At 60.6% G+C, this 23,120-nt stretch carries 20 protein-coding genes and 1 tRNA gene; 13 read left to right on the forward strand and 8 right to left on the reverse strand.

Annotated elements, in window-relative coordinates:
• Positions 1-408: 408 nt before the first annotated feature.
• On the reverse strand, positions 409-1,035 hold the full coding sequence (locus DDF78_RS08095) for an NAD(P)-dependent oxidoreductase (protein WP_152581359.1): 627 nt from the start codon (positions 1,033-1,035) through the stop codon (positions 409-411).
• Positions 1,036-1,049: 14 nt separating this feature from the next.
• Positions 1,050-1,922, reverse strand: coding sequence for an SDR family NAD(P)-dependent oxidoreductase (locus DDF78_RS08100; RefSeq protein ID WP_152581358.1), 873 nt, complete (start codon positions 1,920-1,922; stop codon positions 1,050-1,052).
• Positions 1,923-2,032: 110 nt separating this feature from the next.
• On the opposite strand from DDF78_RS08100, the gene DDF78_RS08105 reads away from it, so the two are divergent.
• The 4 genes from DDF78_RS08105 (at position 2,033) to DDF78_RS08120 (ending at position 4,202) form a co-directional block, all read left to right on the forward strand.
• Positions 2,033-2,623 (forward strand): TetR family transcriptional regulator, encoded by a 591-nt coding sequence (locus tag DDF78_RS08105; RefSeq protein WP_152581357.1) that lies wholly within the window; start codon positions 2,033-2,035, stop codon positions 2,621-2,623.
• Between the two features lie 266 nt (positions 2,624-2,889).
• Positions 2,890-3,639, forward strand: a complete 750-nt coding sequence (locus DDF78_RS08110; protein ID WP_152581356.1) for a hypothetical protein — start codon at positions 2,890-2,892, stop codon at positions 3,637-3,639.
• Between the two features lie 36 nt (positions 3,640-3,675).
• Positions 3,676-3,948, forward strand: coding sequence for a hypothetical protein (locus DDF78_RS08115; RefSeq protein WP_152581355.1), 273 nt, complete (start codon positions 3,676-3,678; stop codon positions 3,946-3,948).
• Between the two features lie 181 nt (positions 3,949-4,129).
• Positions 4,130-4,202: transfer RNA gene (locus DDF78_RS08120), tRNA-His, on the forward strand.
• 670 nt (positions 4,203-4,872) lie between these two features.
• Here the strand turns inward: DDF78_RS08120 and DDF78_RS08125 are convergent.
• Positions 4,873-6,162, reverse strand: a complete 1,290-nt coding sequence (locus tag DDF78_RS08125; RefSeq protein ID WP_152581354.1) for an SLC13 family permease — start codon at positions 6,160-6,162, stop codon at positions 4,873-4,875.
• A 248-nt stretch (positions 6,163-6,410) separates the two neighbouring features.
• Between DDF78_RS08125 and DDF78_RS11745 the strand changes: the two genes are divergently transcribed.
• Positions 6,411-6,584, forward strand: a complete 174-nt coding sequence (locus DDF78_RS11745) for a hypothetical protein (RefSeq protein ID WP_154677519.1) — start codon at positions 6,411-6,413, stop codon at positions 6,582-6,584.
• A 143-nt stretch (positions 6,585-6,727) separates the two neighbouring features.
• Here the strand turns inward: DDF78_RS11745 and DDF78_RS08130 are convergent, their stop codons facing one another.
• Together DDF78_RS08130 and DDF78_RS08135 are read right to left on the reverse strand one after the other, a co-directional pair.
• A complete protein-coding gene (locus DDF78_RS08130; RefSeq protein WP_202613246.1) occupies positions 6,728-7,918 on the reverse strand; it encodes an Acg family FMN-binding oxidoreductase in 1,191 nt (396 codons plus the stop codon).
• Positions 7,902-8,579 carry a TetR/AcrR family transcriptional regulator gene (locus DDF78_RS08135; RefSeq protein WP_152581352.1) on the reverse strand — a complete coding sequence of 226 codons (678 nt, stop codon included), beginning with the start codon at positions 8,577-8,579 and terminating at the stop codon, positions 7,902-7,904. Before DDF78_RS08135 ends, DDF78_RS08130 begins: the two co-directional genes overlap by 17 nt.
• A 411-nt stretch (positions 8,580-8,990) precedes the next feature.
• Here DDF78_RS08135 and DDF78_RS08140 point away from each other — a divergent pair, with 411 nt between their 5' ends.
• The 4 genes from DDF78_RS08140 (at position 8,991) to DDF78_RS08155 (ending at position 16,559) form a co-directional block, all read left to right on the forward strand.
• Positions 8,991-10,016: a threonine aldolase family protein gene (locus DDF78_RS08140; protein WP_152581351.1), complete on the forward strand. Its 1,026-nt coding sequence runs from the start codon at positions 8,991-8,993 to the stop codon at positions 10,014-10,016.
• 131 nt (positions 10,017-10,147) lie between these two features.
• A complete protein-coding gene (gene purT, locus DDF78_RS08145; protein WP_152581350.1) occupies positions 10,148-11,470 on the forward strand; it encodes a formate-dependent phosphoribosylglycinamide formyltransferase in 1,323 nt (440 codons plus the stop codon).
• 260 nt (positions 11,471-11,730) lie between these two features.
• The gene (purC, locus tag DDF78_RS08150; protein ID WP_152581349.1) at positions 11,731-12,483 is read left to right on the forward strand and encodes a phosphoribosylaminoimidazolesuccinocarboxamide synthase; all 753 of its coding nucleotides are present in this window, start codon (positions 11,731-11,733) and stop codon (positions 12,481-12,483) included.
• Between the two features lie 311 nt (positions 12,484-12,794).
• Positions 12,795-16,559, forward strand: a complete 3,765-nt coding sequence (locus DDF78_RS08155; protein ID WP_152581439.1) for a phosphoribosylformylglycinamidine synthase — start codon at positions 12,795-12,797, stop codon at positions 16,557-16,559.
• Between the two features lie 289 nt (positions 16,560-16,848).
• Here DDF78_RS08155 and DDF78_RS08160 read toward each other — a convergent pair whose 3' ends face one another.
• Genes DDF78_RS08160 through DDF78_RS08170 form a run of 3 tightly spaced genes read right to left on the reverse strand, consistent with a single transcriptional unit; the run spans position 16,849 to position 19,824 of the window.
• Complete coding sequence (locus DDF78_RS08160; protein ID WP_152581348.1) at positions 16,849-17,622, reverse strand: class I SAM-dependent methyltransferase; 774 nt, start codon at positions 17,620-17,622, stop codon at positions 16,849-16,851.
• Positions 17,615-18,130 carry a YolD-like family protein gene (locus DDF78_RS08165; RefSeq protein ID WP_202613249.1) on the reverse strand — a complete coding sequence of 172 codons (516 nt, stop codon included), beginning with the start codon at positions 18,128-18,130 and terminating at the stop codon, positions 17,615-17,617. The genes DDF78_RS08160 and DDF78_RS08165 overlap by 8 nt, the downstream gene beginning before the upstream one ends.
• Positions 18,127-19,824, reverse strand: a complete 1,698-nt coding sequence (locus DDF78_RS08170; RefSeq protein WP_152581347.1) for a Y-family DNA polymerase — start codon at positions 19,822-19,824, stop codon at positions 18,127-18,129. The genes DDF78_RS08165 and DDF78_RS08170 overlap by 4 nt, the downstream gene beginning before the upstream one ends.
• Before the next feature lie 178 nt (positions 19,825-20,002).
• On the opposite strand from DDF78_RS08170, the gene DDF78_RS08175 reads away from it, so the two are divergent.
• The 4 genes from DDF78_RS08175 (at position 20,003) to DDF78_RS08190 (ending at position 23,114) form a co-directional block, all read left to right on the forward strand.
• Positions 20,003-20,425 carry a hypothetical protein gene (locus DDF78_RS08175; protein ID WP_152581346.1) on the forward strand — a complete coding sequence of 141 codons (423 nt, stop codon included), beginning with the start codon at positions 20,003-20,005 and terminating at the stop codon, positions 20,423-20,425.
• Positions 20,422-21,084, forward strand: coding sequence for a nucleotidyl transferase AbiEii/AbiGii toxin family protein (locus DDF78_RS08180; RefSeq protein WP_152581345.1), 663 nt, complete (start codon positions 20,422-20,424; stop codon positions 21,082-21,084). The genes DDF78_RS08175 and DDF78_RS08180 overlap by 4 nt, the downstream gene beginning before the upstream one ends.
• Positions 21,085-21,292: 208 nt before the next feature.
• A complete protein-coding gene (locus DDF78_RS08185; protein ID WP_152581344.1) occupies positions 21,293-21,592 on the forward strand; it encodes an ArsR/SmtB family transcription factor in 300 nt (99 codons plus the stop codon).
• Between the two features lie 94 nt (positions 21,593-21,686).
• Positions 21,687-23,114 carry an MFS transporter gene (locus tag DDF78_RS08190; protein ID WP_152581343.1) on the forward strand — a complete coding sequence of 476 codons (1,428 nt, stop codon included), beginning with the start codon at positions 21,687-21,689 and terminating at the stop codon, positions 23,112-23,114.
• Positions 23,115-23,120 lie beyond the last annotated feature (6 nt).

The following is a 23,120-nucleotide window of genomic DNA, read 5'->3' on the forward strand; positions in this document are numbered from 1 at the left end:
TCAAACTTTCGACCAAAGGAACCATCCTTGGTCCGGTTTGAGCTTGGCCCTTTTCCCCGGCTTCGGCCGCCCAGTTGAGGGTTTTTGCCCTTTGCAACTCGGCATCGCCGGATCCAGCGATGCCGTCTTCACGAGCAGCCTGATCGTCGTCGCGTCTGCGACTTTTATCATGGCTCGTGCCCCCCCGTGACGATAGCCATTCTGCGGGCCAACGCCGCCGTCCGCGGCACCCCTAGCCAACGTCGTCATGCATGCGGACCCATCGAGGCGGTTATGCCGGGCCGCTATCCACCACCACCCCGCAGTTCACCGGTATTGCGGCCTTCACAGTCGTTACGTTCTCCGTCGCGCGTATCGCCGCCCCTGCCGTTGCGGCATGGCTGTGGACGACTACCTCGACGACCGGCGTCAGAGGTCGCGAAGGACGGCGACCTTCCGGGTCCAGGTGGGATCCGCCACGGTCCGAACCATGAAGTCTGCGACGCTCTCGCGAGTGGAGCTCGGTAGCCCCGGAAGCGTGCCGAGCTTCGCCGACTCGGTCGCCTCATAGGGGCGAAGCGGCTTGTTGCTGAGCGTTCCTGGCGACGCCACAGTCCACTCCAGCGGGCTGTCCTCCAGCATCCGTTCGGCCTTCGCCTTGTCGTCGAAGATGTTGCGCATCACCGTACGATACAGCAGCCGCGCGAACGGCGACGCCGCCTGGGCGGTGTCGCCGACGCCGAATGCGGAGACGACCAGCACACGCGAAGGGGCGCCGTGCCCCGCTGCGTCAATCAGCGCGGCCACGCTGCGCTGCATGAGCGATGTCCTGCCGAGGCTGCGCACCCCGAGGGCTCCGAGGATCGCGTCGTGCCCCGCTGCGCAGGCGGCGAGCGCGGCGAAGTCGAGCGGGTCGGCGACTACGCGCGCCGCACCGGCCGGACTTTCGGCATCCTCGCGCCGTACCACCGCGGTGACCTCATGCCCTTGCGCGAGGGCACGGTTGACGATGCGCATGCCCGTGGCGCCGTTGGCGCCGATGACGACGAGTTTCATTCGGGGATCCTCTCTTAATCGTTCTCTTCAATGGGTATTGGCGACAGCTGGAGCACCTCTGCGGAGCGGTCCCACAGGCGGATCGCCAGCTCGCGGTCCTCAGCCTGCCGGGCGGGGCGGACGGGCTTTCGCCGGGCGAAGTAGCCCCCAGATGGGCATCCGCGGCCAGGCAGGTTCTCGACGAGCCATACGAGCGTGTCGGCCCCGGAGTCTGGCGAGCCGAGGAACCGACGGCTGAGAGGGTTCTGGTAGATCCATCCGAGTGCGGAGCCGCGCGATGACGCGAAGCTGCTGGCGATCACTCCCGGGTGGAAGGCTGCCGACGACAGGTGCTGAGCGCGGTAGCGTCGGTCGAGTTCCTTGGTGAACAGGATCTGCTCGAGCTTCGCTGTCCCGTACGCCCGGCGCGCGTTGAAGGTGCCCGCACGCGCGTCGAGGTCATCGATATCGACGTGGCCGAGCAGCCGGTTGGCGACGCTGGAGGTGCTGATGACGCCGCCGCGCGCTTCGACCAGTCGGTCCAGCAGCAGATTGGTCAGAAGGAAGGGGGCGAGGTAGTCCACTTGGAACGTGATCTCGTGGCCGTCTTGTGTCTCAATGCGATCCGGCCCGAACACGCCACCTGCGTTGTTCACCAGCACGTCGATGCGTCCAACATCAGTGCGCAGCCGTTCGGCCAGCTCCCGCACGGAATCCAAGTGCGCGAAGTCGACCAAGTACCACGGCGCGCCGAACTCGCGAGCGACGTCCTCGGTTTTGGCTGCCGATCGGCCGACCACCACCACGTGGTGACCGCGGGCGGCCAACGTCCTCGCCGCGCAGGCGCCGATCCCGTCGCTCGCGCCGGTGATGACGATCGTCCGGCTGTCCGCCGCCCCGCCCGTCATCGCCGCAGCATTCTGACGGCCGGGGCGCCCGTGCGGCGCGCCGAGCGATTCGATACCGATGTTTCAAAAGTGGCACTCAGTTCCATGTCCGCCAGTGTACTCTCAGATGTATGGAACACCAAATCTCTCCCGGCGTACGCACCGTCGCACGCAACGCGGTGCGCGCGCACATCGCGGACGCGGCGTTGGGCCTGTTCATATCCGACGGCTACGAGGCGACCACGATCGATGACGTGTGTGCCGCGGCAGGGATCTCCCGCAGCACTTTCTTCCGATACTTTCACAGCAAGGACGAGCTCATGCTCGGTCACATCGAGCGTTTCGGGCAACGCATCGCCGACGCGCTCGCGGCGCAGGGCGACGACGAGCCGCTATGGCAGGCGATCCGCCGCGCCTTTGACGGCCTGATTGACGAGTACGCCGCATCACCGGGGGCCGCGGCCTTGGCGCGCGTAGTATCGCAGACTCCGGCGCTACGCGTGGCAGAGGCAGGAAAATCGGATCTGTGGCTCGGCCTGCTCGGTCCCGAGATCGCACGCAGGCTCGGAGTGGCGCTGTCCATCGACGAACCACGCCCGGCGGCGATTGTCGCCGCAACGATCGGCGCTGTGGCGGCGGCCATGTCGAGTTGGGCGGACGCCGCCGAGACGCGCTCTCTGGAGGATCTGCTCGACATTGCGATGTCGCCCTTCGGCCTCTGAGCGACCCTCGCGCGTCGTGTCCTCGGCTGCACCACCCTAGGGCAGACCGGCCGAGGACGCCATGGCCGATTCCGCCACGCTGCTCAAAATCATGCTAGACGGATTGCGGCGGCATGCCGCGACCGGCACAAGGACATGCGTTCACGGAAAACGCCACGGCAGAAGAGAGGGAGGACTGTGTTCCTCGCGCCCAAGGAAATGAAACACAGCAAACTGCGCTTTCCGCTCATCATCACGATGATCGTGCTCATCAGCTATCTCATTTCGTGCTCAGCGCCGCGCAAACATCGGCGCCTGTCTCGCAGGGGTCGGCCGCGCGCATCGGGCAGCTCGCCGCCACCGTTTCCACCGATGCCGCGAAGGACAAAACAACCGCTCAGCCGATCGGCATCCGAACCGATGGGTTCATTTACCGGCAGCTGCGGGTTTCCGACGGCCGCAAGGACTTCGACGGGCGTGGCGCGATTGCCTACTCGGGCTTGCGCAACGACAGCTACCGAATAGGCGACATCGTCACGGTCGGTTCGGACGGCGCCCAGTTCACCATAACCGGATTCACCGATGGCGCCAAGCTGAGCGTGACGCCGGTGATCTACGTGCCGCTGAGCGCCTGGAGCCATCTGAAACTCGGTTCCGGCTTGGATGAATCCGCCGCTCCAGAGGCCGCAGGCGCGCCCTCGGACGGCCATGCAACAGCAGCCAGCGCTCCAGCCGCAAGCGCCGTCATGTTCGGCGAGGCGGCGGGTTCGACGGCTCCGGATGGCACGGAACAATTGCCCATCGGCGATTTCATTCAGAAGCTTCCCGGCTATCGCGCGCAGGATCTCACGTCCCAGTTCATGCTCGTGTTCCTGTTCATCATTATGCTGGCGACCATCGCCGTGTTCCTCTACATCCTCACCATGCAAACGATACCGAACTTCGCCGTGCTCAAAATGCAAGGCATCCTCACGCGGTATCTCATTCTCAATACCATCGCGCAGGCATGCTCATCACGGTCATCGGCACGGCCTTGACCGTGCTCACCTCGATATTCATTCCCGTCTGTGCCGATGAGCTTCAACATCCCCCCGCTCGCTGCCGCGGGCGCCTTCGAGGTCATGGAGATCTTCCGCGATCTGGCCCATGCGCTCGACAAGACCATCGCCGTCGTCACGCATGACACCCGCCTGGAACACTACATGGATGCGTTGTATTCCATCACTGACGGTGTGATGCGCCGCGAGGACGTCGGCCCAATCGCCGAGGACTGGGCTTTGCCATCGCGACAGCGTCGAACTCCGCGCTCGCGGGCCTTGCACCCCTCGCGATCGAACAGACGATAGCAGCCAACGCCCGTCCTCTGCTCGGCGATTGCCCCAGTGGGCTGTCGGCTCGCCGGCCCAGAATGCCAGAGGGCTGCCGCCTAAGCCCATGCCATCTTCCGAAAATCGCGGCGCAGCAGTCGTGGCGGCCATGTATATTCTTGCCCTGTTGCGTGATTCCGTTTGCGCAGTCACGCACATGGTGGACGTAGCTCAGTCGGTAGAGCACCTGATTGTGGTTCAGGAGGTCGCGGGTTCGAAACCCGTCGTCCACCCCGTCGAAGCCTTACAGCCGCAACGGCTGCAAGGCTTTCTTTTTTTAGCAATCCACATTTCGGCAGATTATGACCACTATATGTTTGTCAGCTTTGCGAAACTGAAATCGATTCGGCGCGCCCAGAACACGCTTGTGCCCCCTGCTTTCGGTTCATAGCCGAAAGCAGGGGGCACAAGCGTGTGGGATTACGGGCAAGGCCTGGGATTCATGAAGCAAAGGCCATGGATGAATCTGCCGATTGGGGTGCGCCGCCATCGTGATCCAAGGAGACCCATGTGAACTCTCGATTATTGTGGTAGCGGGAGTTGCAGTACCAGTGAGCATATAAATGTGATGCAGAGTCAGCACTATATCTTGAACAGTGCTATCCGCTTCTCGATTGACGACTTTTAAGCCATGTTCACGTGCCTGCTTCGCAGATATGTGTCGGGCGCGAGTCCCGGAGGCACTGTGCGTTCCAAGCCAGTTTGCGATTCCACGCGCCTTGTTGGCTCCGGGGCGACCCTGATCATCGGCGGACATCCCATTTCTCAAGGACATCTGTCCTATGTTTTCCTGAATGCACGACTGCTGCAGCCCATAGATTGAGAAGGAATCCCTAGAAACGGCTGGACCGGTTCTCCACGCATGAACTGGCACCCCCGTTTATGAGGGTGTGGCTGCGGGCTTCAGTGCAGGTTCACGAGCCATAGGGACAATGTTGCGAAGAATATACACAGGGGCACACTGACAAGCCCGATGACTGTAAAGCGTGTGAGGGTGATGCGTTTCCCATGCCCGTGTACGATCCTTCTCCACAGGATTGTTGCCAGAGAACCCGCGTAGGTAAGATTGGGGCCGATATTGACTCCGATGAGTACCGCCATCACCATGGTCGATCCGCTGGAGGCAGCCAGAGGTATCAGCAGCATCGCCGCTGGGAGATTATTCAACAGATTCGCAGCCAGAGCCGAGCAGCCCGCTACAGCCAGCAGCTTCACCAATATCGCTTCGCCGGAGAACAGAGGCGAGAGGAGGTTTCCCAGACCATTCCCGGAAAGCGCGGACACGACGACTGCCAGAGACAGCACAAATACCAGGAACGATAGGTTTGAATCCTTGCATATCCTTCGAAATTCTTTCCCCAGTACGGCACTTTCGCGAATCACCCTATGCACGAACAACACCATGCAAGCCAACACGGCAACCCAGAATGGGGAAGCTCCCAGCGAGCTCGATATCATAAAGCCGATTAGGGAAGCTATCACCACACACAGGGCAAATATCGGGACGTTCCCCTTTGAGCCTTCACTGGTATCTTCCCCATCAGGATTGGCGCTGCCTTCGAGCAGGACGTCATCTGAAAAAGAGGATCGGAACGCCACACGCATCACGATGTATTCAATGGCCACAGCCGCGCACCACGGCAGGAACATTGTCCGCGCGAAACCAAGAAAGTCAAGACCGGAGCTGTTCATGGCGAGAAGATTCGTCAAATTCGACACCGGCAGCAGCAATGACGCCGTATTGGCCAGATGACAGGCCGCATATGTATACGGACGAAAATCCGCACGCGCCCGGCTCGTCATATGCAGTATGACCGGCGTCAAAAGCAGCACGGTTGCATCAAGACTCAGTGCAGCCGTCACTGTCGCGCACATGAGAAATGACAGCAGAAACAATCGCAAGGGATTGCCGTGCGAAAGCCTGACCGCTTCCCTCCCGAGATAAGAGAACAGACCTTCCCTCTCGCATAACCCTGCAAGAATCAGACATGCCCCCAGGAACAATGCGGTCGGCATCAGCTCGCCGATCTGGGAAACGGCGGCAGTCACGGTGGTGGCCCCAATGGCAACAAGCAGCAACGCTCCGGCGAAGCCTGCCAAACCCTCAGGCACGCCACGCGGCTTTACGATCACCACCACAAGCAGACACAGGAGCACCACGACGGCTGCGATCTCGTTAATCAATCCCGCCATCTCCACCTCCCAACGATTCTCCTATGGATGAACCACATTCCGACCGGCATCAGAGTACACGCGACTCTAGGAGAATCGCGGAACGGGGATCATATCTGCTGAGAACAGCAAGGGCGTGCTCTCAACAAACCGCGGGACATCAATAAGGCTACGGCATGTCAGAGCGTTTCGTAGATTCAAATACGGCGTCCCCGTATCCGCCAATGCACTTGGGTTCCACCCACACGCCTGCACGTGAATGCAAATCCATGTCTGGCATAAGGCATGAGGCGCCCTACCTCGAGTTCATCTCCTTCGCCGACAACCCCGATGGCACGAAGCATCACGAAAACACGCGAGAATACGCCATGGTTTCCACGCCTTTGACGGGCCGCACCTCGGCTTGCACATCGCGCGCCGCCGGCGGCGCGGACGGCCGCTAAGCCAAGTTCGATCCTGCGCAGACAGAGCAGGCAGAGGACGATTCGCGCCACTTTCATAGAAGTCGCGCTTCACGAATCAGCAGTATCTGCATCCGTGAAGCGACCAGGCTGGACACGGTATCACGAAAACGGGCATTGCCGCATCATGGCCGTATCAGGCTCTGCACATCCCTGCGCATGCTCAGCGGAACGCTTCGCGTGGCGACGCCGACGCGCAGCAGCATCTGCACGGTGCCGCCATCCGGCGCATAGGCTTTTTTGAATTCGTCATAAGGTGCTTTCATCTCCGGATATTCCTCCAACACCTGGCTCAACGGCTGCATCGCCAGCCCCAGCGTATGTCCGATCAGTACCATCCTGCTGTACGCCATGCCGCTTTCGACCTGGTCAAGGCGGCTGTTTCCGGCGGTTCTGATCATGGCGTATGCGGGGGTATGCCCGACGGAAGCCGCGGTGGATTTGATGAAGTTTTCGGATGCAGCCGCGCCGGCGTTCATGGACGGAAAAATCGTGACCAACCCCTGCAGCATATGCTTCATGAATCCGGAGACGCCCTGCCCTTCCACCGAATAACCGTATCGGTATTGGTTCTTCTGACGTTCGTTCGCGCGGAAAATGGCATCTGATTCGCCCATAACGCGCGAAACGCCTGCCTCGATCGACGCGCTGCGCAACGCGAACCTGCCGATGTCGCCGAGATCGATCCGATCCTGGTACAGCGTGACGGAAACCCCGTCCGCCGAGGACAGCGCTTCGAGCGCCGCGACCTGCGCGCCGGTCAGTTTCGTCGCCCGATACGCCCCCCGGTTGGTGTCCGGCAGGAAGGAGGCATCGTACAGCATGCTGCTTCCAGGCTGCTGCTTGTTTAAGGCGATACGCGCGACCGGTTTCGAATCCATGCTTTTCGCGAGATCGGATTCGTCGTACGCGCCGTCAGGGAAAAGACTGATGTCGGCGCGGTACCCTTCTTTTTCGCCTGCCACCGCGACGTATTCGAGAAAAGTCCCCTGCGAGATCATCAGCTGCCGCGAGTATGGGTCGACCTCCTTGGTCATCCGAGAGCTGTCGGCATACAAATAGAACACCATGGGATCGGACTTGTCGAGGCTGATCTTCCACGGCTGCATATTGTGGTTGCTTGCCGCCAGCAGCCCGACGGACGCGAGGCGCATTCTAGGATCGGCATATTTGCCGGCATAGCTTTTCGACCAAGGCTCCATATACGTCTGCTTCATAAAACCTCCGCTCACGCAGTACAGCGCGGCCGCTGCGACGAGACACAGCGCGGCGATGACCGCCACGGTCAATCGTAGGATGCTAAACGCCTTCTTCATCGGGCTCTTCTCCATTCACGCCGATCAGCCTCATCATCAGCCGGAAGGACTGCGATATGAACTCATCGGATTCGATGCCGTGGTAGTGCTTCAGATAATCGGCCTTTTTCTTTCCTGTGGCATAGATTCCGATGGTGCACGCCCATAACAGCACGGCGGCCTGCTCGGTATCGAGCCCGCCGCGCAGCGTTCCCTCGGCGACGCCTTTACGCAGCGCGCGGGACAGATATCCGAATATCACTTCGCCCAGTCGATAGCATTCCGCTTTCGATTCGTCTTGCATTCTGCTTTGACTGGCGGAATCCGTCGTTTCGTATTCCATGATCGCCGTGCAGTAGTCGGGGCGGCTCCTGCTGAATTCGAAGAAGGCCAAGAAGATGGCATGCAGCTCGTCCGCGGCATTCTGGGGTGGCCTTGCATGACGGCTGCCTTCGATCATGCCGATCAGCAACCGGTAGCCGCGTATCATGATTTCGCAATAGATCTGCTCCTTGCTGCTGAAATACGTGTAGACGGTTCGTTTGCTGAACTCCGCCTCCTTGGCCAGCTCGTCCATCGACGCGTTTTCAAATCCCTTGCGGGAAAACACCCGCTCGGCGGCATCGACGATGTCCCTTTTCCTGATTTCCTGTTCCTGCTGTTTTCTTCCGCTGTATCCCATCCGCCCCCCCCCTCTTTGATTGCACATACTTGCAATTAAGTAAACTATGAGTTTACCTAAAACTGTACGATACGCGCACTCGTCTGTCAATTTGCGATGGCTGCCAGGCCGGAGCCTGATTGCGCGCCTCGTGTGGAATCGGAATCAAGGCGGCCCGGAGGGAATCGGCCCATCACGGGGCGCCCCATGCTCGGCTTGTCGCGTCGTGGCGCGGCGCACCATGAGGAACCTTCTGCGAGCCGCCTTCTTTTCGCCCCTAGCGTCGTTCACGACATGCAGCCATCCGCAGGGGGCCACGCGCGATAGACTCGCTGCAGTCTGCCGGTTTTCGCAGTGATCATTGGCGCACGTCTTGCCAGCGCAGCGCCCGTCAACGCGATACCCGCCTCACCCCGATCCAAGGAGCCTGCCATGCTTTCATTCACGAACGATTACAGCGAAGGCGCGCATCCTCGCATCCTCGAGCGCTTCGCCGAGACCAACATGGAGCAGCTGCCGGGATACGGCTGTGACCGCTACACCGAAAGCGCCGCGAAGAAAATCCGTGAGGCGTGCGGCGCTCCCGAGGCTGACGTGTGGTTCCTAACCGGTGGCACACAGACGAACCAGACCGTCATCGACGCCGTCACTCCCCCATATGCCGGAGTCGTCGCCGCGAGCAGCGGGCATGTCAACGTGCATGAGGCCGGGGCCATCGAGCATACCGGGCATAAGGTGCTCACGCTGCCGGAGCACGACGGCAAGGTGGACGCCAGCGAACTCGACCAATACTGCCGCGATTTCTACGCCGACGCCAACTACGAGCACATGGTCTTCCCCGGCACGCTCTACATCTCGCACCCCACCGAATACGGCACGCTGTATTCCAAGACTGAGCTTGAGGCGCTCGCCGCGGTATGCCATCGCTATGAGCTGGCTTTCTTCCTCGACGGAGCACGGCTTGGCTACGGCCTGAGCGCCGAAGGCACCGACGTGACGCTTGAGGACATCGCCAGGCTCACCGACGTGTTCTACATCGGCGGCACCAAGGTCGGCGCGCTGTGCGGCGAAGCGGTGGTCTTCCCGAAGGGCAATAGTCCGAAGCATTTCCTCACGCTGATCAAGCAGCACGGCGCCTTGCTGGCCAAGGGCTGGCTGACCGGATTGCAGTTCGACACGCTGTTCACCGACGGGCTGTATCTCGATATCGCCCGAAATGCTAACGACAAGGCCAATCAGATTCGCAAGGCGCTGGTCTCCAATGGCTACGAGCTGGCCTACGAGAACCCTACGAACCAGATCATGGTGAATATGGACACCGCAATTGTCGAACGCCTGTCGAAGGACGTGGAGATGGGCTTCATGCGCAAGGTCGACGACAGGCATACGATCATGCGCCTGTGCACCAGCTGGGCCACCACGCAGGAGCACACCGACCAGCTCATCGCGCTGCTGTAGGCGCTTATCACTGTCGATCACTGTCTCATTGTTCGTTTCGCTCACACTTTTTTGGCAGGGATCACAAAGTGTGAGCCGGCATCGCCATGCCTTGACGTTTCCCGATACACCACGGATGGCACAATGGTCATATGAGCGAAAACAGCCTGAATCGTCCTGCCTCGACGTCCGCCACCACGCAGTCCATTCCTCCCATTTCTTCCTTGACCATCGACCGACCCCTTGGCACGCCTTTGGGCACGAAGCCGACCCGCGTGCTGCTGCTGGGGTCAGGCGAGCTGGGCAAAGAGGTCACCATCGAGCTGATGCGACTTGGCGCTTGGGTATGCGCTGCGGACAGCTATACTGGTGCCCCTGCGGCCCAGGTGGCGCATGAGGCGCAGGTACTTGACATGGCGGACGCGCAGAAACTCAATGCACTCATAGCCCGCGTAAAGCCGGACATCATCATCCCCGAAGTAGAGGCCATCGCCACTGCCGAGCTGGCCAAGGCGGCCCAATCAGGCATTCAGGTGGTGCCGAGCTCCGGCATCGCCGCGATCTGCATGGATCGCGAGCGGCTGCGCGTGCTGGCCCATGACGAGCTTGGCCTGCCCACGACGCCATACCGTTTTGCCGGGTCCTTCGAGGAGCTTAGCGCCGGTGCCGAAGCCGTAGGCTACCCTTGCGTCGTCAAGCCGATTATGAGCTCTTCCGGTCATGGGCAGTCGGTTGTTGAAAGCTCGGAGCATCTTGAACAGGCCTGGCAGGAGGCGCAGACCGGCCGCCGGGCAGCGAACGACGGTACTGTTTCGCGCGTCATTGTTGAAGCACTGGTGCCGCTGGCCTATGAACTGACTGTGCTCACCGTCAGCTCCCGTGCGGGCGTGGTCACCTGCGCACCCATCGGGCAGCGGCAGGATCATGGGGATTATCGCGAGTCCTGGCAGCCAGCCAACGTCGATGAGGTGACGCTGGCGACCGCACAACGCATCGCCTGCACTGCGGTGCTGGGCATGGTCGATCAGGCGCAGCGCGAAGGAGAACGCGGCTGGGGCGTGTTCGGCGTGGAGCTGTTCGTGCTAGACAACGGCACCGTGCTCTTCAACGAGGTCTCCCCCAGGCCTCATGACACAGGCATGGTGACCATGATGTCGCAGCGCCTGAGCGAATTCGCACTGCACGCCCGAGCCGTGCTGGGGCTGCCGGTGACGCAGGAGCATTTGGATTTGACCGTGCGACAGGGTTCGGTCGCGGCGAGCCACGCGATTGTGATTGAGGGCGAAGGCGAGGCTGTGTTCTCGAATCTGCCCGAGGCGCTGTCCGAGCCGGACACTGACCTGCGTATTTTCGCCAAGCCCGCCGTACACGGCCATCGGCGCATGGCGGTGTCGCTGGCAACCGGCAAGGATGTTGACGAGGCGCGAGCGCGAGCCGCACAGGTGGCGGATACGCTCAACATCGCGATTGCCTGATGTTTCCATACAATTTGTGTGCCATGTCGGCCCGTTAGCCACCTTGTTCAGGTGTCTTCAAGTTGCAATGCGTGCGAATTGTCCGTTTTTCGATGGTATCTACGTTATGTGTAGTGCTTATCCACCCTTGCGGGGAGATAACAGCACAAAGTTCGCCGTCTGCTCGGTCATCCGTGTCGTTGTAACCTCTGCTTGCTACGCTGTGAGCGTCAATTCACTGCTCCAAATCTTGTGGAAAAGACATACGCGAAAGGCGGGTCATGGAGAAACTGGAGAAGCTCTACGAGGGCAAGGCCAAGAAACTCTACGCAACCAACGATCCGGACATTCTCTGGGTCGAATACATGAATCAGGCGACCGCCGGCAACGGCGCGAAGAAAGCCCAGATCGAGGGCAAGGGCGAGCTGAACAATCACATCACCTCCGTCATCTTCGACCTGCTCAAGGCCCGAGGCGTGGAAAGCCACTTCGTGCAGCGCCTGTCCGACACCGAGCAGCTGGTGCGCCGCATGAATATGTTCCCGCTTGAGATCATCATGCGCAACACCGCCGCAGGGTCGTTCGCGCAGCGCTACGGCGTCGCTGAAGGCACGGAGCTGAAGAAGCCCATCCTCGAATTCTGCGTGAAGTCCGACGAGCTGGGCGACCCCTTCATCAACGATGACGGCATCATTGCCTTGGGGCTGGCCAGCGAAGAAGAGCTTGCCACGATTTCGCGTCAGGCACGCGCTGTCAACGACGCGCTGCTCGACATCTTCACGAAGATCGGCGTGCAGCTGGTCGATTTCAAGATCGAAGAGGGCAAGACGGGCGACGGGAAGATTCTCCTGGCCGACGAAATCACCCCCGACACCTGCCGCCTGTGGAACAAGGACAGCAAGGACGGCAAGGTCGAGCATCTCGACAAGGACCTTTTCCGCAGAGATCTGGGCGACATCATCCCTGCCTATGAGGATATCTACGCACGCCTGACCGCGCTGGCCAAGGACGAGGGCATCACCCCCAGCGCATGACCGCAATCGCCTGCATCCGTCAGCCTCGGATGCAGGCGATGTTCATTTGTATGGTGCGATACCACACTGCATTGGCCGCGCATCATACGACACACTGTGGAATGAAACACTCAGTAAAATACAGCACATTGTGAAATACGACGCCCAGTGAAATACAACACTCGGTGAAAACCACAACCATCCAACAATAAGCACATAGGCATTCCGTGTATTCCGTGCTCAAGCACCGACCGAAGGACAGGACAAGAGTGGCTCAGACAAACACTGCGGCACAGGCGAACGCAACAGCTCATGGCAATCATGACAATGCGATCGTTTTTCGTATCTACGTGGAGAAGAAGCCCGGATTCGACGTTGAGGCGCAGCAATTGCGCAGCGAGCTCGTCACGATTCTCGGCATCACGGGCATCACCGGGCTGCGCATGATCAACCGCTATGACGTGCAAGGCATCGACGCCGCGCTGTTCGATCAGGCCGTGGCGACCGTGTTCAGCGAGCCGCAGGTCGATACGGTTTCCGCGACGCTTCCAGAAATTGGCGACGATACCGCCGAAGACGCCGGCGCCTCAGCCACATCCAACGCCGTTTTCGGCGTGGAATATCTTCCCGGCCAGTTCGATCAGCGGGCCGACTCTGCGAGCGAATGCATCCAGCTCATCTCCCAAGGCGAGCGCCCTACCGTGCGTACAGCCAGAATCTACATCATCTCGGGCGATCTCTCCCCCGAGGACTTGGCGGCCGTCAAGCGCTATGTGATCAATCCGGTTGAATCGCGACCGGCCTCGCTCGACCCGGTGACCAGTCTGAACGACGAGGTCAAGCAGCCCGAACCGGTCGAAATCCTCAAGGGATTCAACGAACTGGACGAACAGGGCCTGGGCGATTTCCTTGCGGATCGCGGACTGGCGATGGATCTGGCAGATGCGCAATGCTGCCAGCGCTACTTCGCCGGCGAGAGGCGCGAGCCGACCATCACCGAAATCAAGGTCATTGACACGTACTGGTCCGATCACTGCCGGCACACGACTTTCGGCACACGGCTTGACGACATCGCCTTCGACGATGACAAGGTGAGCGAGGCCTTCAACCGCTATCTTGCGATGCGCAAGGAGCTGGGCCGCGACGCGAAGCCGATATGCCTTATGGATATGGCCACCATCGGCGCGAAATGGCTTTCGGCCAAGGGTCTGCTCACTGGGCTGGACGAGTCTGAGGAGATCAACGCGTGCACCGTCAAGGTCAAGGTCGATGTGAACGGGCACGACGAGGACTGGCTGTTCCTGTTCAAGAACGAAACGCATAACCATCCCACGGAAATCGAACCCTTCGGCGGCGCGGCCACCTGCATCGGCGGCTGCATCCGCGACCCGCTTTCCGGCCGCTCCTACGTGTATCAGGCGATGCGTGTCACCGGAGCCGGCGACCCGACTGTGCCGGTGAGCGAAACATTGCAAGGCAAGCTCCCCCAGCGCAAGCTGGTGACCGGGGCCGCCGCCGGATACTCCTCGTACGGCAATCAGATCGGCCTGGCCACCGGGCAAGTGGACGAGATCTACCACCCCGGGTACGTGGCCAAGCGCATGGAAGTCGGTGCCGTAGTAGGTGCCACGCCGGCCGACCATGTGCGCCGCGAAACCCCGACTCCGGGCGACAAGATCATTCTGCTGGGCGGGCGCACCGGCCGCGACGGCATCGGCGGGGCCACGGGCGCTTCGCAGTCCTTGGATGTCACCTCGACCACTGAACTCGGCGCCGAAGTGCAGAAGGGCAACGCCCCTGTCGAGCGCAAGCTGCAGCGGCTCTTCCGCCGCAAGGACGCCTGCCAGCTCATCAAGCGCTGCAACGATTTCGGCGCTGGCGGCGTGTCGGTAGCGACCGGCGAGATCGCCAACGGGCTGATCATCGATCTGGACGCGGTGCCCAAGAAGTACGCGGGACTCGACGGCACTGAACTGGCTATATCCGAGTCGCAGGAGCGCATGGCAGTGGATGTCGCCGCTTCCGATGTGGACGAGTTCCTCGAATATGCGCGTCAGGAGAATCTTGAGGCCACAGTTGTCGCGACTGTTACCGAAGAGGCTCGCATGCGCATGAACTGGCAGAGCGACGCCATCGTTGATCTGAGTCGCGCATTCCTCGCCTCGAACGGTGCCGAGAAGCATCAGCAGGTGCAGGTAGGGTCGAGCAGCAGCTATGCCACGCCGACATCGTGGAACTCGGGAACATTTGCGACGCGCATGCACGCGCTGGTGAGCGATCTGAACGTCGCTTCGAACAAGGGGCTTGGCGAGCGCTTCGACTCGACCATCGGCGCGGGCACGGTGCTGATGCCCTACGGCGGTTCGCGCCAGCTCACGCCGAGTCTGGCGATGGTGGCGAAGCTGCCGGTCTTCGGCGAAACGACCACCGCCTCGGCGATGGCGTGGGGCTTCAACCCGTACATCATGGAGCGCGACCAGTTCACCGGCGCGTATCTTTCTGTGGTCGAGTCGCTGTCGAAGCTTGTATCCAGCGGGTTCAAGCGCGAGAACGCTTACCTGAGTTTGCAGGAGTACTTCGGCAAGCCCGGTACCGAGCCGAGCCGCTGGGGCAAGCCACTGGCCGCAGTGCTCGGCGCGCTGAACGCGCAGGTCGATCTGGGCGTGGGCGCCATCGGCGGCAAGGACTCCATGAGCGGCAGCTTCGAGGACCTCGATGTACCGCCGAGCCTGATTTCCTTCGCCGTGGCCATCGGCCCGGTGAATCACGCCACTTCGCCTGAGTTCAAGGGTGCCGGCCATCGCGTTGTGCGCATCGCGCCGCGTTATGCCGCCGATGGCCTGACTCCTGATACAGAGGGCCTGCTCGGGGCGATGAACGCCGTCGAAGAGCTTATCGAAGACGGTTCCGCCTTGGCAGTGTCCACGCCAGGCTACGGCGCAAGCGCTGCGGCGCTGTTCGAGATGACCGTGGGCAACGGCATGGGGCTCGCGCTTGAGCCGGAAATCGCCGTTGACGATCTCTTCCAGCCGGAATATGGCTCATTCTTCGTGGAGCTGGCTGATGGTGCCACGTTGCCGAAGGTGACGAACCGGGTGTGCATGGGCACAGTCGGCACCACGACAGCGGATTATACGTTCCGCGCGGGCGAGGAAACGTTGGATCTCGCGCAATTGCAGGAGGTCTGGGAGGGCGGCATCGAATCGGTGTATCCCTACCGCGCAGATGGTCCAGAAGTTGAAACGATTAGTCATATTGCTGGTAAGACGACACGCCGTTCCGGTAAAGGCGTTGCCAGGCCGCGCGTCGTGATTCCCGTCTTCCCCGGCAACAACTGCGAATACGATTCAGCGGCGGCCTTCGAGCAGGCAGGCGCCGAGGTGAGCACGCTGATCATCAACAATCTCACTCCGAGCGCTGTCGCGGAATCGACCGCGCAGCTGGCACAGGAGATAGCACACAGCCAGATCGTCATGATTCCGGGCGGCTTCTCCGGCGGCGACGAGCCGGACGGCTCGGCCAAATTCATCACCGCGTTCTTCCGCTCGCCGCAGGTCACCGAAGCCGTGCGCGACCTGCTGAACAACCGCGACGGGCTGATGCTGGGCGTGTGCAACGGCTTCCAGGCGCTTGTCAAGCTCGGACTGGTGCCCTTCGGCGACATCGTGCCGATAACGGCCGAATGCCCGACGCTGACCTTCAACACCATCGGCCGCCACCAGAGCCGCCTCGTGCATACGCGCGTGGCCTCCGATCTCTCGCCGTGGCTGTCCAAGACGCGGGTCGGCGATACTCATACGATTGCGATATCCCACGGCGAAGGCCGTTTCGTCGCTCCGCAGCCTGTGCTCGACCAGCTCAAGGCCTCCGGCCAGATAGCGACGCAATATGTGGACGAAAACGGCGTGCCGGGCATGAGTCTGGACGTGAATCCGAACGGCTCCCTGCTCGCCATCGAAGGCATCACCAGCCCCGACGGCCGCGTCTTCGGCAAGATGGCCCACTCTGAGCGCTCGGGCGCAGGCCTGTACCGCAACGTCCCCGGCACCGAGCGCCAGCCGATCTTCGCAGCCGGAGTCGAGTACTTCACGGCGTAGGCGGATTGCGCTACACCAACGCAGATTAGGGCAAACCGGTATATAAGACAAGGCTGCTAGGAAATCGGGCACTACATGAGTGTCGTACGGTTCCTTGGCGGCTTTGCTTGTCATTTCGCCCGTATACCTGCTAATAAGCGAGTATCAAAAGATTGGCATAACGCCAACCGGTTCCCGGGAGCCAGTAGATGTTGTGTGTGAACCTGAATTTACCCCGGCCTCGGTTCGCTGGCAATGTCGTAGATATATAGCATGAGACCTGGTATAGCGGTGCCGATGCGCATTGTTCCTATGACGCACGTTTTGTTCCGGAGATGATGACGGCGTAGCGCAGGACCTTTGGCGTGTTCATCGGCCACCGCAAGGGGAACACTGAGGATAGTACGGTCTGCTCTTCGATTCGACCGCCAGCATCACGGATAGCAGCCAATACTCGCTCACGACTTCCGTAGATCTTCGGATCATCGAATAAATCAACAAAGGCAAAACGACCACCGTCCGCTACAACCCTGATGGCCTCGGCAATGCTCACGGTTTTGTCGTCAGCATCTTTGACTTCATGGAATGCGAGGCAACTTACCACGCGATCAAACTCGCCATTTGAGAATGGCAACCTTGACGCGGAACCATGAACGAATGCGACTCGCTGGACATGTTCCAATTTCGCATTCCGCTCCGCCTGCGTCTGCGCGAACTGGCCCCACTCCCCAGGCCAGTAATCCAGACCGACGAATTTCCCCGACCACGTCTTTGCAAGCTTGATCAGCAGTTCGCCGCTCCCGCACCCGATATCGAGATAGTTCTCACCGTCGCCTACTCGCTCGACAATCTGCTGATGAACTTTTGCCTGAATATCATCGCCTTGCGGGCTCAGCCACCACGATGTCACGCTGATGACGACAGCGATGTAGATACAAGGCACCGCCAATATGGCCAACGCGAATCCAGGCCTCCAGACGACGCCAGCCACAACCGCTGCAAGCACAATCGCCACCGAAAGCATCCAGAACAATCGGATCCTCGATCGTTTGATCCAAGTCGGGTAACTGGGCATATCACGCATAGCTCCATGATATGTCTGCGCCGTCCCTCGCTTGACTGCACCACATTGCTCTTTCGCTGCCTATATCCGCATCTTCCCCATCGCCCAGCTTATCCAAATCATCTAGGGCGATGATTTCTTCAAGCGGAATAACTGTGTGATCTTCGAGTATAAGGGCTTTCCGCTCTCGGTCGAGTAGGTGGATGACGCCTTCGGCGGTGATGTAGTCGCCTCCGTCCTTGCTGTTATCCTTGCGAAAATAGGTGATTGCGAGCCGATGACGGGATCCGCGCTGTTCCAAAGCTCGTTGCAGCTTCGCGTCGAGTTCGCGTTGCGCATCCTCGTCCAAAATCAGGCGCTGATGCATCTCACGCGCCGCCTCCATAATGATGGCATCGTACCCGGTGAGCGCGGCGAAGGGCATGAATTGCGCGGCGCGATTGCGCAGGGCCATCCGCGCGTGAGTGCGTGACTGGTGGTGCGGCATCGCGATGATGTCATCGTATCGATGGGTTGCTTCAAGCGTCATGCGGCGTGGCCTCCTATCTGCGCGTTGCGCTTGATTCCGGTGGCACCCTTTTCCAGATCCATGCCTTTGACGATGGCGTTGCGACCGAATCGGCGTTTGACGCCAAGCATTGCACGCTGCACTTCGAGTTCGTTGCGCTGATCCTGTTCGGCTGCCCGACGCGCCGCTTCCTCCTCGTTTCCGCATGAGAACAGGTCAGGCTGTTCGTAGCGCTGCTCCCCCGCGCCCGATGCATACGCCGGTCGCAGCCGGCCCACGACGACATTCATCCGACGCACCATAAGCAGCGGGTCAGTCACGCTGTCATACAACGCCATCATGGCCTCGATAATAACTTTGGACGATGAAGTATACGAATCCAACTTTGTCGTGCCCCGCGAGGGTTTGGGCACCTTGCGGCCAAAACGGTCCTGCACCACAGCTCGCGATGACGGCTTGCGCATGACGGCACCGACGTCAATGCCTTCTGCACCGACGCTCTCGCCGCCGGCACTTTCAGCGCTGACATTCTCCGCGTCGGCACCTTTTCTGTCAACATGCCCGCCGCCAGCATGTCTCTCACCAGCACCACCAACGCTGCCAGCAGCACGCGCTCGATCGGCACTAGTACTGGCACCCGGCGCAACATTATTCAGCCGCTCGTAGCCAACGTACAGCCCGATCTGATCGGTTTGCATCCGCTTGTCCACCATTTCTAGGACGAGCATATCGGTCATTTCCTTGATTACGAGCCGGGCGTGCTTCCAGTCGTAGGGTGTTTGCAGCACCTGACCGGAGCTCATGCTGGTGGCTGCGGGCTTGTATGCCTTGACCTCCTCGATGGTGCAGGGCTCGTAGCCCCACGCATGGTCGATGAGCAGCTCGGCGTTGATGCCGAACATTCGGTAGAGCAGGTCCTCGTTGTAGTAGTCGCAAGGTCTTCCGGCTGAGCAGCGGGCGATGTCCCCCATGGTGAGCAACCCGTGCGCTTCGAGCTTCTTCGCATAGCCGCGCCCGACCCGCCAGAAATCGGTCAGCGGCTTGTGCGCCCACAGCAGCTGACGATACGACGTCTCATCGAGTTCGGCGACGCGCACGCCGTCCTCATCGCCCGGAATATGCTTCGCCACGATATCCATCGCGACTTTGCTCAGGTACATATTCGTGCCGATTCCGGCTGTGGCGGTCAGCTTCGTGTCCTTTTGGATATCGTGCACTATGGCGACCGCCATCTCATGCGCGTTCATGCCCGAGGCCTTGAGATAGTGGGTCACGTCCATGAACACTTCATCGACCGAATATACATGGATGTCCTGCGCCCCCACGTATCGCAGATAAATGGCATACACTTCCGCGCTGCGCTGCAGATACCGCGCCATCTTGGGCTTGGCGGCGATATAGGTCGCTTTCAGATTCGGCGACGCGCTCAGTTCGCCGGCGTCGAAGGATTCCCCTTCGAGATGCCGCCCCGGAGCGTTCAGACGACGGCGCTCATTGACCTCCGCCATCTTCTGCACCACTTCGAACAGCCGAGCACGGCCAGGAAGACCATAGGCCTTGAGCGACGGCGAAACCGCCAAGCAGATCGTCTTCTCGGTGCGGCTGACATCGGCCACCACCAGATTGGTCGTCAGCGGGTCAAGGTTGCGCTCCACGCATTCGACGGAGGCATAGAACGATTTGAGATCGATCGCGATGTAAGTACGATCTGCCATAGCTCGCCTCCTTATGCGCTCCTTCGTGGCCGGTTTTCCTATTCGGTACGTCATACAATACACAAACAGTAGAACATATGTTCGAACTCGTGTCGCGCGCAAGAACATGCAGTTTTGCCCGCGAAACAAAGAGAAACCAGTAGAATGGGTGCAGGAATCAATACATGAGGGAGGCATCATGACGCGGTACGTAAGCGGCTTGCACGCCCTCAATCTCGGAGATCGGCGCGCGACGCCGGGCGACTGGCATTATTCGTCGATGGATTGGAAACGTCCCTTCATACTGGACAGCAGCACATCTCCGTTCGGCGAGTGGGACATCCACGAGAGTCAGGTTCCCGGCATGGGACGCGTGCCGGTGGCCGGGCATATGCGCGCCTGCGTCGACCTGATCGAGCAGGGCCAGTACGGCTCCGCACAAGGCATGCGCGACCAGTTCCTGGACAACCCGTCCACCACCCTGCCCATCATGCAGCAGGTGTGGAAGCTGCGCGGCCGTCAGCAGTGGCCGCAGATCGACTGGCTCATGGGGCACGAGTACTACGGCCAGTGGCTCGATTTCAAAGAAAAGCAACCGCAGGATGCAAAGGCGCACATATGAGCGAAGACAATGAATCGTGGAGGACAGCGCATCGCGAGGCGATCGATGCGATGTTGCGCGGCATCAACGCGGAGCCGGACAATCCCTTTATTCTCAAAGGCGGAACGGCACTCATGGCATGCTATGGGCTGGATCGATTCAGCGAGGACATCGACTTGGATGGACAGCGCGCCAACGTGCCTTCAAACCGGTTCTTCAGCATCATCGACCAGACATGCCGCATGCACGGGTATTCGTGGCGCAAGGCGAAGGACACCAGCACAGTGCGCCGCGCGTTCGTCGACTATGGCAACCCCGAACGGCCGCTGAAGATCGAAGCCAGCTTCCGGCGGCGCCAAGTGCCCAGCCAGGAAACGGCTCAGGTCAATGGAATCCTCGTGTACACCATCAGCCGACTGTGCGAGCTGAAGACAGGAGCCTACCTGAATCGCGACAAGATCCGCGACCTGTACGATCTGGCGTTCATCGCCGACCGGTACTACGACCAGCTCGACGAGAGTGCGAAAGCCCATCTGCAGACTGCGTTCGAGTACAAGGACCTCGAACAGTTCGACTACCTTGTGCGCACCCAATCCGACCCGCTCATCGACAACGCCATCATGGAAGACCGCTTCCTCAAAGCCCTCGATAAACTCGGCATCATCACCGCTGACAGCTAAAAAATAACACCGCGGAACCGTTTGGCTCGACAAACGTCAGTACGACCCCAAACCCGCAGGCACGCGAATTTACGTCCTGCGGGAATTCAAGGCACCTGACTCTTGACTTCACATTCGCCCCTGAAGCATCGCATTCCTCATTCGAAAACACAAAACCTGCAGTACGCAATTATCGAGTTTTGGGGAGTTGTTTTTGTATCATGGTTGCATGACTGTTGAACACAATGAACCCGGCGACAATGAGACGAACGCGAAGGTGTTCAAGGCGCTGTCAGACCCGGTTCGGCTTGAGATCGTTCGTTATCTGAAAAAGGTCGGGCGGGGCGTGACGTGCGGGGAAATCGGCAAAGTCGTTGATATCAGCAAGTCCGCAGGGTCTTATCACTTCCGCACACTGCGCGAGGCCGGCCTGATTCGCATGCACAAGGAGGCTCGGGAGAAGTACGTCACTCTCGATTACGAGACTTTCGACAGGTACGTTACCCACTTCTTCGAGTCGCTGAGCTAGGAAGCTAAAGTCCGCGTCAGCGATGTCATCATTCCGCTTTATAGTTGAACAGTTGTTTAACTATTCAAATATAGAGCAGAGGTTATCCACGCTTATGACGAATCTCAATATCGCCGCCGAAACGGCGGATGAACCCAGTCAACCCAGCAGCATACAAGAATCCAGACCACCACTCCCCAGCCGCAATGTTTCGCAGGAGTGGTTGTTGGCGTTAACGTCGTTGGGGTTCTTCATGGCGATGATGGATTCGATGATCGTGACGACGGCTTCGGGCGCGATCGGACGTCAGTTCGGCCTGGATGTGGTGCGTTTGCAGTGGGTGCTCAACGCGTACAACATCACGATTGCGGCGCTGCTCCTGCTGGGCGTCGCCATCGGCGACCGGATCGGGCGGCGCAGGACCTACATCCTCGCGCTTGGCCTGTTCACCTTGGGATCGATAGCCTGCGCATTGTCCGGCAGCTTCGCATGGCTGCTGGCCGGGCGGATAGTCCAGGGCGTGGGCGCGTGCGCAATGACGCCCATGTCGATGACGATCCTGACCTCGGCGACCCCGGCAAGCAAGCGAGGCAGCGCGCTGGGCATATGGAGCGGCGTGGGCGGACTGGCTCTGGTGGTCGGCCCTGCCTTAGGCGGGCTGATCACCGCGTCCCTGTCATGGCAGTGGATCTTCTGGATCAACGTGCCCACCGGCCTGGCCGGCATGATCCTCGCGCATTATAAGCTGCCCGAGTCACGCGTGCCCGCCTCCCGCATCGACCCGTTTGACGCGGTGCTGGTCGTGGCCGCGTCCGGGCTGGCCGTCTGGGCTCTCTCCGAGGCACCGAACGCGGCGATGCGCCTGCCTGCGGGCGTGGCCGGGCTGGCCGGCGTGCTGGCCGCCGTGGCGTTCGTCGCCAGACAGCGGGGCAAAGAGCATCCTCTGGTGCCGCTGCGCCTGTTCTCGTCCAAGGCATTGTCAGGCGGGGTCGCGGCCACGTTCCTGCTGTATGCGGCGATGTACGGCGTCGTGTTCTTCCTGCCGCAGTATCTGCACGCGGCCCTCGGCCTGGGCACGCTCGGCGCGGGACTGGGACTGCTGCCGTGGACCGGCGCGTTTGCCGTGCTCTCTCCCTTCGCGGGGAGGCTTGTCGATCGCTATGGCGAACGCAACATGGCGCTGGCGGGCATGACAATGCAAGTCGTCGGTTATGCGAGCCTTGCCGCTGCCGTGCCCTTCGGCGGCTGGTACTGGCTGCTCGCGGTCCTCTTGGTCCTATCAGGAGCCGGTCTCGCCCTAGCCGGGCCCGCGTTGCAGAAGGGCGTGCTGGGATCCGTCGAACCCATGCTCATGGGCAAGGCCTCAGGCGTGTTCAACATGTTCCGCCAGCTCGGCGGCGCGGTGGGAACAGCCCTGTCCGTCATCGCATTCCGCCTCGCCGCCGGCACCTTCGCCGCTGGGTTCAGCTCCGTGCTTGCGCTCTCTGCCATACTGTCCGCGCTCGGGCTGCTCGCCGCGCTGCTCCTGAACCGCAGTCATTGAGCGCGG

This window comes from Bifidobacterium tibiigranuli, assembly GCF_009371885.1.
Lineage (GTDB): Bacteria > Actinomycetota > Actinomycetes > Actinomycetales > Bifidobacteriaceae > Bifidobacterium > Bifidobacterium tibiigranuli.